The sequence below is a fragment of the Saccharospirillum salsuginis genome (assembly GCF_014651855.1).
Classification (GTDB): Bacteria; Pseudomonadota; Gammaproteobacteria; order Pseudomonadales; family Natronospirillaceae; genus Saccharospirillum; species Saccharospirillum salsuginis.
The window spans coordinates 109468-123314 of the sequence record NZ_BMXR01000007.1 but is presented as its reverse complement, the minus strand read 5'-3'; the positions used below and the strand labels follow the sequence as shown (position 1 = coordinate 123314).

The following is a 13847-nucleotide window of genomic DNA, read 5'->3' as shown; positions in this document are numbered from 1 at the left end:
CGCACCCCCGGGCGGGTCCGCCTTCGCGGAACCCGCCCACACCGGACCCGAGTCGCCGTGCCGGCCACCCCGGCCACCCTGCCTATATTCAGCCGAGACCGATCGCCATGACGTCACCTATTTCGCTCGATCAACTGGAAGCCAAAGACGATTTCATCCGCCGCCATATCGGCCCCAACGAAGCCGATCAGGCCCGGATGCTGGCCGCCGCGGGGGCCGACAGCCTGGAGGATCTGACCGGGCAGATCGTGCCCGAATCCATCCGGCTGGATGCGGATCTCAACATTGAGCGCGCCACCAGCGAAGCGGACGCTCTGGACTACCTGCAGGCCGTCGCCCGCCAGAACAAGGTGTTCAAGAGCTACATCGGCCTCGGCTACCACGACACCCAGGTGCCAAACGTCATCCTGCGCAATGTCCTGGAAAACCCGGGCTGGTACACGGCCTACACACCCTACCAACCGGAAATCGCCCAGGGCCGGCTCGAGGCGCTGATCAACTACCAGCAAATGGTCGCCGACCTGACCGGTATGGACCTGGCCAACGCCTCCCTGCTGGACGAAGCCACGGCCGCCGCCGAGGCGATGGCCATGGCCAAGCGCTGCGCTCGCCGCAACACATCGATGACTTTCTTTGTCGACGAAAACGTCCTGCCGCAAACGCTGGACGTGGTGCGCACCCGCGCCGAATACATGGGGTTCGAAATCGTCACCGGCCCGCTGGAGACAGCGGCGGACCAGGACGTGTTCGGTGCCCTGCTGCAATACCCGGGTGCCAACGGCGAATTACGCGACCCGGAGCCGGTGATCGGCCAACTGCATGAAAAGAACGCCCTGGCCGTGGTCGCGACCGACCTGATGGCGTTGCTGTTGCTGAAATCGCCCGGTGAAATGGGCGCGGACATGGTGCTCGGCAACAGCCAGCGCTTCGGCGTGCCGCTGGGGTTCGGCGGTCCGCATGCCGCCTTCTTCGCCAGCCGGGATGACTTCAAACGCAGCATTCCGGGCCGGTTGATCGGCGTCTCCAAGGACACCCGCGGCAAGCCGGCCCTGCGAATGGCCCTGCAGACCCGCGAGCAGCACATCCGCCGCGAGAAGGCGAATTCCAACATCTGTACCGCCCAGGTGCTGCTGGCCAATATGGCCGGCTTCTATGCCGCCTACCACGGGCCGGACGGTCTGCGCACCATCGCCCAGCGCATTCACCGTCTGACCGGGATTCTAGCCGAAGGCCTGGAAGCCAAGGGCATTCACATCGTCAACAGCCATTTCTTCGATACGCTGACCATCGACCCCCAGGGCAACCGCGACCTGATCCTGGAACGCGCGGAGGCCAAACAGATCAATCTGCGCATCGACCCCAAGGGAACGCTCGGCATCAGCCTGAATGAATGCACCAGCCGGGAAGATGTGGAAGACCTGTTCGATGTGCTGATGGGCGATCACGACTTCAACGTCGCCGAGATCGACCAACAGATCACCGACCAGGGCACCACCTTCATGCCCGAAAACCTGGAGCGCAGTTCGGACTACCTGCAACACCCGGTATTCAATACCCACCACAGCGAACACGAGATGCTGCGTTACCTGAAACGGCTGGAAAACCGGGACCTGGCACTGACCCACTCGATGATCTCGCTCGGTTCCTGCACCATGAAACTGAATGCCACGGCCGAGATGATCCCGGTGTCCTGGCCCGAATTCGGCCGCATCCATCCGTTCGCGCCGCGCAGCCAGACCAAGGGCTACCGCGTGCTGCTTGAGGAACTGGACACCATGCTGCGCGCCATCACCGGGTTCGACGCCATCAGCATGCAGCCGAATTCCGGCGCCCAGGGTGAATACGCGGGCCTGCTGGCCATTCGCCGTTACCAGGCCGCCCAGGGTGAGAGCCAGCGCGACATCTGCCTGATCCCCCAGTCCGCCCACGGCACCAACCCGGCTTCGGCGCAAATGATGGGTTTGAAGGTCGTCGTGGTGAAAACCGATGCCGAAGGCAACGTGGACCTGGACGACCTGCACGCCAAAGTCGCGGACGCCGGCGACCGCCTGAGCTGTCTGATGGTCACCTACCCCTCCACCCACGGTGTGTACGAGGAAGGCATTCGCGAGCTGTGCGAGACCATCCATAAAGCCGGCGGCCAGGTCTACATGGACGGCGCCAATCTGAACGCCCAGGTCGGTGTCACCAGCCCGGCGGCCATCGGCGCCGATGTCGCCCACCTCAACCTGCACAAGACCTTCGCCATTCCGCACGGCGGTGGTGGTCCGGGAATGGGGCCGATCGGCGTCCGGTCACATCTGGCGAACTATCTGCCCGGTCACCCGGTGGTCGGCTCGATGCTGGACATGAACGACCAGGGTTCCGTCTCCGCTGCGCCCTTCGGCAGCGCCTCCATTCTGCCGATTTCCTGGATGTACATCCGCTTGCTCGGCGCCGAGGGATTGCGCCTGGCCACCCAGGTGGCTCTGCTGAACGCCAACTACCTGGTCGCCCGGCTCAAGGACCACTATCCCATTCTCTACACCGGCCGAAACCACCGGGTGGCGCACGAATGCATCCTGGACCTTCGGCCACTGAAGGCGGAGACCGGTATCACCGAGGTCGATGTGGCCAAGCGACTGATGGACTACGGCTTTCATGCGCCGACCATGAGCTTCCCGGTACCGGGCACCTTCATGGTGGAACCGACCGAGAGCGAGAGCCTGGCCGAGCTGGACCGCTTCGTCGACGCCATGATCCGGATCCGCCAGGAAATCGACAAGGTCGGACGCGGCGAATGGCCGGCGGACAACAACCCCCTGGTCCAGGCGCCGCACAGCCAGCAGGACCTCATCGACGACTGGCAACGCCCTTACGACCGTCAGACCGCCGTCTTCCCGCTGCCCTGGGTGTCCCAGGGCAAATACTGGCCCAGTGTTAATCGAGTGGACGACGTCTGGGGCGACCGCAACCTGTTTTGTTCCTGTCCGAGCCCGGACAGCTATATAGAGGAGTGACCATGGAATTGATATTGAGCGTGATGGCGTCGGACCGGCCGGGCATCGTGGAAAAAATCGCCTCCGTCATCGAGGCCGAAGGCGGCAACTGGCTGGAAAGCCGACTGGCCACCATGGCCGGCCGCTTCGCCGGCATCATCCGTGTGCAACTGGAGCAGGATCACTATGGCCCGTTGCAGCAGGCCCTGCAGGCGCTGCGCGACGACGGGTTGAGCATTCAGATCGAAGTCGGCGAAGCCGATACCGAAACGGTACAGGCCTACACCATCGAGGTGGTCGGCAACGACCGCCCCGGTATTGTCCGGGAAGTGACCCGGGCGCTGGCGGTGATGCATGTGAACGTCATCGACCTGAGCACCGAAGTGGAGCCGGCATCGATGAGCGGCGGGGTCTTGTTCAAGGCCGTGGTCGAGGTGGGATTAACCGAGGACCAGTCCATCGAGAAAGTGGTGAGTGGGCTGGAGGGCTTGTCGCCGGATTTGATGGTGGATGCGAAGTTGGGGGAATGAGGGAAGGTTAAAGTCGGGTTACGCGCTTCGCGCTACCGAGACGTCGGACCGACCCGACCTACGCTCTTGTAGGGTGGGCACTGCCCACCATTATTGAGTGCCGATATTGACGATTGCGCCACCGACAACAAGGTGGGCAATGCCCACCCTACGAAGTCTAGCCAGGAGACAACCCACGCAACCGCTCCGACCGACGCCGCAACAATTCCAGCGTGGTCAACAACAGAATCGACAGGGTCACCATCATGGTCGCCACGGCCAGAATCGTGGGGCTGATCTGCTCGCGAATACCCGACCACATCTGAATCGGAATCGTCCGCTGTTCCGGTCCGCTGACGAACAGCACGACCACCACCTCATCGAACGACGTGATGAAGGCGAACAAGGCACCGGATACAACCCCCGGCGTCACCAACGGCAGAATCACCTTGAAGAAGGTCCGTACCGGCCCGGCGCCGAGACTGGCCGAGGCGCGCGTCAGGCTGTGGTCGAAACTGCTCAGCGTGGCCGTGACGGTGATCACCACGAAGGGAATCCCCAGTGCCGTGTGCGCCAGTATCACGCCCAGGTAAGTTTGCGTCAGATTGATGCGCGAGAAAAAGAAGAACATCGCGGCCGCCGAAATGATCAGCGGTACGATCAGCGGTGAAATCAACAACGCCATGATGGTATTGCGGAACGGCATGTTCCGGCTCGACAAACCGAGCGCCGCCGTTGTCCCCAATATCGTCGCCAGAAAGGTCGAAGCAATGGCGATGATGACACTGTTCTTGATCGCGTTCAGCCAGGCTGAACTGGTAAAGAATTCCTGATACCAGCGCAGCGAATACCCTTCCGGCTTCAGCGCGAGCATCGAATCGGTGAAGGTGAAATACGGCTCGGAATTAAAGCTGAGCGGAATAATGACCAGCAAGGGGCCCACCAGAAACAGGAAAATGGCGGCACAAATCACCCGGAACAGGTAATACCAGATGCGCTCGCCTCGGGTTGCGTAGGAAGGTACAGCCATGCCTCACCCCAACTTCACGTTGTCGACACCGATGACTCGGTTGTATACCAGATAGAAAGCGATCACCACAAACAACAGGATGGACGCGATCGCCGCTGCCAGCCCCCAGTTCAACGAGGTCTGCATGTGATAAGCGATGAAATTGGTGATGAAGATACCCGATTGTCCACCCACCAGGGCCGGCGTGATGTAGTAACCGATCGACAGGATAAACACCAGGATGGAACCGGCGCCGATGCCCGGGATCGTCAACGGGAAATAGACCCGCCGGAACGCCAGGAAGGGGCGCGCACCCAGTGATCGGGCCGCATGCATATAGTGCGGCGGAATCGTCTTCATCACCGAATAGAGTGGCAGAATCATGAACGGCAACAGGATGTGGGTCATCGCGACCATGGTGCCGGTCTTGTTGTAGATCATCTGTAATCGATTGTCGGTACTGATCAGCCCGATACCGACCAACAGATCGTTCAATACCCCCTGCTGTTGCAGAATGGCGATCCAGGTCGTGGTGCGCACCAGCAATGATGTCCAGAACGGCAACAGCACCAGAATCATCAACAGGTTGGAATACCGCAACGGCGTGTTCGCCAGCAAAAAGGCGATGGGATAGCCGAGCACCAGACACAACCCGGTGATGGCCGCGCTCATCCAGAAGGTGCGGATGAACAGGGCGTTATGAATCTTGAGGTAGTCCGGCTGGTCGACGATATTGCCTTCGGCGTCGTAACGCATGTCGACGGCCGACAAATAATAGGAAAGCGTAAAGGGATCGGACTCGCGCTCGATCAGGCGCCAGGTATCGACATCCGCCCAATCCTCGTCGATGTCGATCACGGCCGCTTTATAGGGGCCTTCTTCGATACGGCCCGCCCGACGCGAGGTTTTCATGATCAACGATCGCATGCCGGAGGCTTCGTAGTTCAATCGGCTGGCTACGGTACCGATGGTGCGGGCTTCACCGCCTTCCACCAGATCCTGCACCAGTGCGGCGAATACCGGTTCGTCCGGGATGGATTCGCCGTCCCAACCCTCGAGTGCTTCGACGGTGCGAGACATATGATTGTGTACTTCCGGATTTTCGATACTGCGTTTAAGCATATCGAGAATCGGCAGCACGAATGCAACCACCAAAAACAGCAACAAGGGAGCGACCAGCAAAAAAGCACGTATACGGTGGCGGCGGGTCGTCCGCATGAGACTGGTCTTTAACGGCAACCCATCGGCCGTGGTCAGGACCGGGGCCTGTCCCATGTCATTCTGAGTCACATCGGAATCCTGTTCGGTCTGGGGAAATCGCCGGACCTGTGGGTACCGGCGAACCTAAAACAGTGGTCACGCCCGGCCAGGCGGCCGGGCGCTATCGGTTACGAACTCAGCGAGCCAGCCAAGCGTTGAAACGTTGGCTCAGCTCATCGCCGTAGTCCGCCCAGAACGCATCGTTCTTCTGGATGGCGGTGGCGAAGTTCGGACCGTAGGTGGGCATGTGCGGCTTCATGTCCACACCGGTTTCGGCGTGGGTGCTGACGCGGGCCGCGGAAGACTCGCGAGCGGGGCCGTAGGAGATGTACTTGGCCTGATCCGCCAGGCGCTGGGTATCGGTGGCGAATTCCAGATAGTCCCGGACTTTGTCCATCTTGCCGACCGGTACCACCCAGCCATCGAGTTCGAAGACCTGGTTGTCCCAGATGATTTCGAACGGCTGACCTTCGTTGACAGCGGCATTGAACAGACGACCGTTATAGGCGGAAGCGAAAGCGACTTCACCGTCGGCCAGCAGTTGCGGCGGCTGGGCACCCTCTTCCCACCAGATCACGTGATCCTTGATGGTATCGAGCTTGGCGAAGGCACGCTGAACGCCTTCTTCGGTTTCCAGCACGTCGTAGACGTCTTCAACCGGCACACCGTCGGCGACCAGAGCCCATTCCAGGTTGTTGATCGGTGCTTTCTGCAGCGCACGCTTGCCCGGGAAGTTTTCCACGTCGAAGACGTCTTCCATCAGGAACGGCTGGTTGTCTTCCGGGAACGCATCGGAATTGAAACCGATGACGTTGGAGTAGACGATCTGCGGGATGAAGCACTCGGTCAGGGAACCGTCGATGAAGTCTTCGGTCGGCGGTGTGCCGTCCGGCGCCGCTTTGAGCAGGGTGTCATGGTCGATCGGTTCGATCAGGCCTTCGTCGCAGGCGATCATGGCGTTGGCCGGCAACATGTCGACCAGGTCCCAGGTGATGTTGCCCGCTTGTGCCTGGGCACGCAGACCGGCCAGGCCATTGGCCGAGCGGTCGATGTTGACGATTTCGTCCCCGGTCTGCTCCATCCAGGGTTCATGGTAGGCTTTCTGTTGGCTCGCAGTGTAGGCGCCGCCCCAGGATACGATGTTCAGAGTGTCGGCCTGTGCCGCTGCGGCGGCCAGTGACAGTCCTACGATCCCGGCCAGGGTTTTACCTGTGGTCAGCTTCATGCTTTTCATGGGTAGCTCTCCTGATTGTCTGGAACCGGGGTTGACCCGGTTTGAGTTATTGTTGTTTTCGAAAATCGAATGCGTTGTTACGCATCGAGCGCGCGGCAATCCGTCAGGGACCAGCCCACACGAACCTTTTGGCCACGCTTTAATGCACCGTTGCCGCCGGCATTCGGTGTTTTCACCACAAAATCTCCGTTACCGCAGACACTAACGCGGGTGCGCAGGTGATCACCCAGGTAAATCACGTCTTTGACTTCGGCTTCGAAGATGTTGGGAAACGAACCCTCGTCCGGGTTGATGACAACCCGTTCGGGACGAATCGACAAGGTGGAATGATTGCCATTTTCGGTGACCGCGACGGGCAGGCAATCGATCACCGAATCGCCGTTCACCTTGACCTGACACCGATCCGCATCCAGCGATACGACGTCGCCGATGAAGCGGTTGTTCTCACCCACGAATTGGGCCACAAAGGCGTTCTCGGGCGCTTCGTAGAGCACATCGGGCGTCGCCAGCTGCTGGACCACACCATCGTTGAACACGGCGATGCGGTCGGACATGGTCAGCGCCTCGGCCTGATCGTGGGTCACGTAGATCATCGGCACGTTCAATTGCTCGTGGATGTGCTTGATCTCAAGCTGCATTTCTTCCCGCAGGTTTTTGTCCAGCGCCCCCAGGGGCTCGTCCATCAACACCAGTTTCGGGTCGAACACCAGGGCGCGCGCCAGGGCGACCCGCTGTTGCTGGCCGCCGGACAACTGTGCCGGGCGCCGGCCCTCGAAACCGGTCAACTGGACCATGGACAAGGCCTTGGCGACCTTCTCTTCGGTCTCGGCCTTGCTCAACCCGCGTACTTCCAACGGGAAGGCGAGGTTTTCGGCAATGCTCATGTGCGGGAAGAGTGCGTAGTTCTGAAACACCATGCCGATGCCGCGCTTGTGGGGCGGCAGGCTGTTGATCGGTGACCCCTGAAGCAGGATTTCACCGTGGGTGGGTGTCTCGAAACCAGCCATCATCATCAGGCAGGTTGTCTTGCCCGAGCCGGATGGCCCGAGGAGTGTGACGAATTCGCCGGGCGAGATGTCCAGGTTGAAATCTTTTACGACGAGCGTTTCACCATCATAACTTTTCTGTACGTTTTTAAACTGCGCGAACGGTTCCACTTCTTATTATTCCTATGCTGGGTTTTGGGTCGCTCGATACCCTTATACCTATAAATAACAGGCTGGCCTTCGTCCGTCCACCGTCTTTTCTCAAAGAATCCCTACAATTCCGTAATTGGACGCGGACATTGCCTCTTTGCGGCATGCCCACCGGTTCATGAGTCCGGAGCCTTACCGGCATGGGCCTAACAGGTGTTGAGAGCTCAAAGTAAATACGCGCATCGCCAAGGTGCGGACCATGCCGCCAATGCACCAACGGCAAGCATAGACCCGTGGGCGACCGGGCGCGTTCATCAAGTCAATCAGGTACAGCAATTTTCGGTCCAGATACAAAAAACGGGCCGCACCGGGCCCGTTTTCTATCGGTCAACGACTCGACCTCAAGTCCTCGGCTCGGATGCCAACCCTTTGTACAGGGAGAAACATCCGACCAGCAGGATAATGGTGAACGGCAGACCCGTTGACACCGCCATCGCCTGCAACGCCGTCAGCCCGCCGCCGACGATCAGCGCAACGGCCAGCAGACCTTCGAAAGAGGCCCAGAACACGCGCTGGGGTGTCGGTGCTTCCATCTTGCCGCCAGCGGTAATGGTATCGATCACCAGCGAACCGGAGTCCGACGAGGTCACGAAGAAGACGATGACCAGCACGATGGCGATGAAGGACGTGATTTGAGCCAGCGGCATGGCGGCCAGCATCTCGAACAGACGCAGGTCCAGACCGGCATTGACCACGGCTTCATAGCCTTCATTGACGTATTGGCTGATCGCGGTGCCGCCGAAGGCGGTCATCCACAGCGCACAGGCGGCGGAGGGGATCAACAACACGCAGACAATGAATTCACGGACGGTTCGGCCACGGGAGACCCGGGCGATGAACATGCCGACGAAGGGTGACCAGGAGATCCACCAGGCCCAGTAGAAGGACGTCCAACCCTGGCTGAAGTTGGCGTCTTCCCGCCCGAACGGCATCGATAACCCGGGGAAATTCTGCGCGTAGGACCACAGGTTGCCGAAAAAGCCGGTGATGATGGCCAGAGTCGGACCGACAATGATCACGAACAACAGCAACAGCAACGCCAGACCCATGTTGATCTCGGACAGTCGCTTGACGCCCTTGTCGAGCCCGGCGACCACGGAAACCAGGGCCACTGCGGTAATACACAGAACCAGGATCACCTGGGTCGTGTTCCCGTCGGGAATGTTGAACAGGGCATTCAGGCCGGCGGTGGCCTGAGCCGAACCGAGGCCGAGCGATGTCGCCAGCCCGAAGATGGTCGAGAATACGGCCAGAATATCGATGACGTGGCCGGGCCATCCCCATACCCGTTCACCCAGGATCGGATAGAAGATGGAGCGCACGGTCAGCGGCAACCCTTTGTTGTAGGCGAACAGTGCGAGGCCCAGAGCCAGCACCGCATAGATCGCCCAGGGATGCATACCCCAGTGATAGATCGTGGCCGCCATACCCAGACGACGCGCGGCTTCGTTGTCGCCTTCGGCCGCACCCAGCGGAGCCCAGTCCGTTCGCATGCCTTCTTCCGCAGCGGTACCGCCGACGGCCGTCTGGAAGTGACTCATCGGCTCGGAGACGCCATAGAACATCAGGCCGATGCCCATACCGGCGGCGAACAGCATCGCGAACCAGCCGGGGTAGGTATAGTCCGGCTTGGCTTCGGTACCGCCCAGACGCACCTTACCGAAGGGCGAGACAACCAGTGCCAGGCATGCCAAGACGAAAATGTTGCCGCTCAACAGGAAGAACCAATCGAAGTTGGTGTACAGCCAGGACAGCAAGTTTTCGAACATTGGACCCACGCTGCTCTGAAAGGCCAGCGTCAGAAAGACAAAGGCGACGATCGTCAGGCCCGAAATCATGAACACCCGGTTGTGGATGTCGAGGCCGAACGGGCCAATGTTGAACTGAACATTGTCCTGTCCGACCTGATAGTCGGTGTCGATCGGATTCGCCTTCCCTTCGGGAGGGATCATATCCGTGTTTTCGGTCATTTAAGTCCCCTACTCTGAAATGTAAGTACTTCATCCACCGAGTGGACCCGGTGGGCGCCCGGACGGACACGCCCAACATCACCCCTCCACACGGCGAAGCTCAGTATAGACGTTTTTATCCGGCCTTTATTTTGTGGTCTAAACAATAAATGTCAGACGCTTTCTTTACAACCCCGAGCGGTATGAAAACCCCTCTTTACGACTGTAACAAATACACACTAACGCATCGGTCGGGATTTGGAAGAGCGCGACGGAAATGGCGAATGAAAGGTCGCTTTCAGGCTGGAGCGGGGTTAAAAGTCGGACCGGGTTTCGAAAGCCACGGTCCGGAAGGGGTCATTGGATAATAACTGATCAGTCGTCCACGGTTTCCAGTCGCTCGCCGAACTGCAATTCGGCCAACCGCCGGTAAAGTGGCGAGTTCCGCTGCAGTTCCTGGTGGCTGCCCTCGGCGATGACCCGACCCTGGTCCATGACCACGATGCGATCGGCGCCGAGCACAGTGGACAATCGATGGGCGATGATCAGCGTGGTTCGGTTCTTCATCAGCTTGTCGAGCGCCCGCTGGACCTGGAATTCACTCTCGGCATCCAACGCGCTGGTGGCTTCGTCCAGCAACAGGATGTCCGGATCCTTGAGGATGGCCCGGGCAATCACCAGTCGCTGCTTCTGGCCGCCGCTGAGACGTACACCGCTCTCACCCAGATCGCTGTTGAATCCGTCCGGCAAATCCTGGATGAAATCATAGGCGTTGGCGGCCCGCGCGGCATCGATCACAGCCTGATCCGGTGCGTCCGGCCGGCCATAGCGGATGTTGTGCCAGACATCGTTGCTGAACAGAACCGGTTGCTGGGGGACCAGCGCCATATGTTCGCGCAATGCGTCCAGAGTGACCCGCCGAACGTCCCGGCCCAGCAATTCAATGGTCCCCTGTTGCGGGTCGTAAAAGCGCAGCAGCAGCTCGAACAAGGTCGATTTGCCGGCGCCGCTGGGCCCGACCAGAGCCACGGTCTCGCCGCGACGGATATCGAGCGTCACGCCGTCCAGCGCCGGTCGGTCGAGCCGGCTCGGATAGCTGAAGGTGACATCGCGCAGCGACAGATGCACCGGACTGTCGGCATTGACAGCCTCGGGTTCGGCGGGGCTGGTAATCAGCGACGGTTCGGCCAGCAATTCGATCAAACGCTCGGTCGCACCGGCGGCCCGCTGCACCTCACCATACACTTCGGACACCCCGGCGACGCCGAAGGCCACCATCACCGCATAGAAGACAAAGGCGGCGAGCTCACCGCCGGTCATCTGGCCGGTCATGACATCGTAACCGCCCACCCAGACCATGGCGGCGATGGCGGTGAAGGCCAGCAGTATGACCACCGCCATCAGGATGGAACGCTGACGGATGCGTTGGCGAGCCACGTTCAGGGCCTCGTCGACCTCACGCTGGAAAGCGGCCTTTTCAAAGCTTTCACGAGCATAGCTCTGCACCGTTTTGATCTGGCGAATGATTTCGCCGGCATAGGTGCCGACATCGGCCACGGTGTCCTGACTGCGACGGCTCAGAGTGCGTACCCGGCGCCCCATCCACAGCACCGGAATCAGAATGGCCGGCACGCCCAGCAGGACAACGCCGGAGAGTTTCAGGTTGGTCACCAGCAACATGATCAAACCGCCGGTTACGGTCAGCAGGTTGCGCAACGCGAACGACAGGCTGGAGCCGATGATGGACTGCAACAGGGTCGTATCGGTGGTCAGCCGCGACATGATCTCGCCGCTTTTGTTTTCCTCGAAGTAGCTGGGGTGCATGTGCACCAGGTGCGAGAACACATCGGCGCGCAGGTCGTTCGAGACGCGCTCGCCCAGCCAGGTCACCAGATAGAAACGGATGAAGGTACCGACAGCCATAGCCACGACCAGGACCATCACCAGCCCCAGCGTCCGGTTCAGCGCGCCGATCGATTCGGCGAGGATACCCTGGTCGATCACCAGGCGTACGCCCTGCCCCAGCGCCAGGGTCAGCAGAGAGGTCAGGATCAATGCCGCCGCGGCACCGGTCATGATGCCGCGATAGCGACGCAGATAAGGCCACAGCTGGGCCAGAAAACCGAAGGGCACCCGCGGCGCTTCGGGTGCCTGCACACGGGTGGGATCGGGTTGGTTCGAATCCGGGGACTGGGTCGACATGACGGCTTCCTGTTATGAAACCTTGTCGAGATCAGGGTGCGGCGCCCGATTACCAAGCCCCGCCCCCTGAAAAAGTGACTTATGTCTTAGCGCAACATGGAAAAGTCGCCCAGGCTCTTCTCGACGATGCGGCGGGAGATCGATTCGACCGCGGCCTCGGCCGATTTTTCACCGGCCAGGACATCGTGTGTTTCCTGGGACAGGTAGCGGGAGACGTATTTGTAGATACGACCGGTCGAGGAGGATGGACGCAAGGCTACGTTGTTCAATGCCTGCCCGACGGGTTCAAACACGGCGTTTTGCGACGTCAGAGCCGTATCTTCGTAGAGTGCGCTGCGCGTGGGCAGATAACCGTGTTCCGCCCGGCGACGCTGTTCGGCTTCGCTGGTCAGAAAACGCACCAGATCGGCGGCCAGTTGCGGGTTTTTGGTCGCTTTGGTCACGCCCAGATGCCAGCCGCCCAGCGCCCCGGTGGGTTGCCCTTCGTCGCCGCGCGGCAGCACGGTCACGCCGATCTTGCCGGCCACATCCGAGGTCTCCGGATTGTTGCCGAGACTCCAGGCATAGGGCCAGTTGCGCATAAACAGGGCATTGCCGGCCTCGAACTGCGCCCGGGCATCCTCTTCCCGATAGCCGAGCACGGCCGGTGATGTGATCTTGCCGACCCAGTTGGCGGCCGTGGCCAGCGCCTTGACGGCTTTGTCGTTGTTCAATGTCACCGTCTGGCCTTCGTCGACGACATTGCCGGCATCGTGACTGACCAGCCATTCGACGACATTGCAAGTCAGGCCTTCGTAGTCGCTGCCCTGCCAGACATACCCCCAGAATTCCCGATTCTGCGGACGCTCGCCGGCTTGAATGTCGGTCGCGATCCGTTCCAGCTCCGACCAGGTGGCGGGAACGTCGTAGCCGTACTGGTCGAGCAAATCCTTCCGGTAGTACAACAGACCGGTGTCAACGTACCAGGGCAAGGCGATGAGCCGCCCATTGATGGTGTCGTTGGCGATCAGATTGGGGAAGAAGGCATTCTCGTCGGGAATGTACGGCGACAGGTCGAGCAGGTATTCATGCAGCAAACCGGGCCAGATTACGTCGATCTGGTAGACATCGACGGTGTCGTGCCGCTCGCGCAGTAACAGTTGATACATCGCCAGGCGTTCGGTGGAGGATTCCGGTGTGGCGATGACTTCCACGTCGTGGCCGGTTTGTTCCGACCAACGTGCGGCCCCTTCCTCGCACAGTTGCCGCTCCATGCCGACAGCACCGCAGGCGATGGTGATCTGGGCAGCCGTAGCAGCGCCCGACATCAAAAAGCCCGGGATGGCGGTCAATAAAAGGGTAAGGCAGGTGCGAACGGACAGCTGACTGACTTGCATAACGGCCCTCGTTTCGTCTTGTTGTGATTGTTGTGTGTCGAATCAAACGCTTTCTTAAACGTTTAAGATGGCATTATAAACCAAGCCGCACCCTTTTTGACCACCCCGACACATCATTTTACAGTGACCGCCCC

At 60.2% G+C, this 13847-nt stretch carries 9 protein-coding genes; 2 read left to right on the top strand and 7 right to left on the bottom strand.

Annotated features, from left to right (window positions below; genetic code table 11):
• Positions 1 to 107 precede the first annotated feature (107 nt).
• Positions 108 to 2999: an aminomethyl-transferring glycine dehydrogenase gene (gene gcvP / locus IE111_RS14575; protein ID WP_189610024.1), complete on the top strand. Its 2892-nt coding sequence runs from the start codon at positions 108 to 110 to the stop codon at positions 2997 to 2999.
• Between the two features lie 2 nt (positions 3000 to 3001).
• Complete coding sequence (locus IE111_RS14570) at positions 3002 to 3508, top strand: glycine cleavage system transcriptional repressor (RefSeq protein ID WP_189610021.1); 507 nt, start codon at positions 3002 to 3004, stop codon at positions 3506 to 3508.
• A 157-nt stretch (positions 3509 to 3665) separates the two neighbouring features.
• Here the strand turns inward: IE111_RS14570 and IE111_RS14565 are convergent, their stop codons facing one another.
• The 7 genes from IE111_RS14565 to IE111_RS14535 form a co-directional block, all read right to left on the bottom strand.
• Complete coding sequence (locus IE111_RS14565; protein ID WP_189610019.1) at positions 3666 to 4517, bottom strand: ABC transporter permease; 852 nt, start codon at positions 4515 to 4517, stop codon at positions 3666 to 3668.
• A 3-nt stretch (positions 4518 to 4520) separates the two neighbouring features.
• A complete protein-coding gene (locus IE111_RS14560) occupies positions 4521 to 5786 on the bottom strand; it encodes an ABC transporter permease (RefSeq protein WP_229805372.1) in 1266 nt (421 codons plus the stop codon).
• Positions 5787 to 5892: 106 nt separating this feature from the next.
• Positions 5893 to 6990 carry an ABC transporter substrate-binding protein gene (locus tag IE111_RS14555; protein ID WP_189610017.1) on the bottom strand — a complete coding sequence of 366 codons (1098 nt, stop codon included), beginning with the start codon at positions 6988 to 6990 and terminating at the stop codon, positions 5893 to 5895.
• A gap of 77 nt (positions 6991 to 7067) precedes the next feature.
• The gene (locus IE111_RS14550; RefSeq protein WP_189610015.1) at positions 7068 to 8147 is read right to left on the bottom strand and encodes an ABC transporter ATP-binding protein; all 1080 of its coding nucleotides are present in this window, start codon (positions 8145 to 8147) and stop codon (positions 7068 to 7070) included.
• Between the two features lie 380 nt (positions 8148 to 8527).
• Complete coding sequence (locus IE111_RS14545; protein WP_189610013.1) at positions 8528 to 10156, bottom strand: BCCT family transporter; 1629 nt, start codon at positions 10154 to 10156, stop codon at positions 8528 to 8530.
• Between the two features lie 354 nt (positions 10157 to 10510).
• On the bottom strand, positions 10511 to 12337 hold the full coding sequence (locus tag IE111_RS14540) for an ABC transporter transmembrane domain-containing protein (protein WP_189610011.1): 1827 nt from the start codon (positions 12335 to 12337) through the stop codon (positions 10511 to 10513).
• Positions 12338 to 12423: 86 nt separating this feature from the next.
• Complete coding sequence (locus IE111_RS14535; protein ID WP_189610009.1) at positions 12424 to 13713, bottom strand: ABC transporter substrate-binding protein; 1290 nt, start codon at positions 13711 to 13713, stop codon at positions 12424 to 12426.
• Positions 13714 to 13847: the final 134 nt, after the last annotated feature.

Excerpts from the sequence above, each read along its gene's own strand:
- gcvP (WP_189610024.1), top strand. The coding sequence starts at position 108 with ATGACGTCACCTATTTCGCTCGATCAACTGGAAGCCAAAGACGATTTC.
- IE111_RS14570 (WP_189610021.1), top strand. The coding sequence starts at position 3,002 with ATGGAATTGATATTGAGCGTGATGGCGTCGGACCGGCCGGGCATCGTG.
- IE111_RS14565 (WP_189610019.1), bottom strand. The coding sequence starts at position 4,517 with ATGGCTGTACCTTCCTACGCAACCCGAGGCGAGCGCATCTGGTATTAC.
- IE111_RS14555 (WP_189610017.1), bottom strand. The coding sequence starts at position 6,990 with ATGAAAAGCATGAAGCTGACCACAGGTAAAACCCTGGCCGGGATCGTA.
- IE111_RS14545 (WP_189610013.1), bottom strand. The coding sequence starts at position 10,156 with ATGACCGAAAACACGGATATGATCCCTCCCGAAGGGAAGGCGAATCCG.
- IE111_RS14540 (WP_189610011.1), bottom strand. The coding sequence starts at position 12,337 with ATGTCGACCCAGTCCCCGGATTCGAACCAACCCGATCCCACCCGTGTG.
- IE111_RS14535 (WP_189610009.1), bottom strand. The coding sequence starts at position 13,713 with ATGCAAGTCAGTCAGCTGTCCGTTCGCACCTGCCTTACCCTTTTATTG.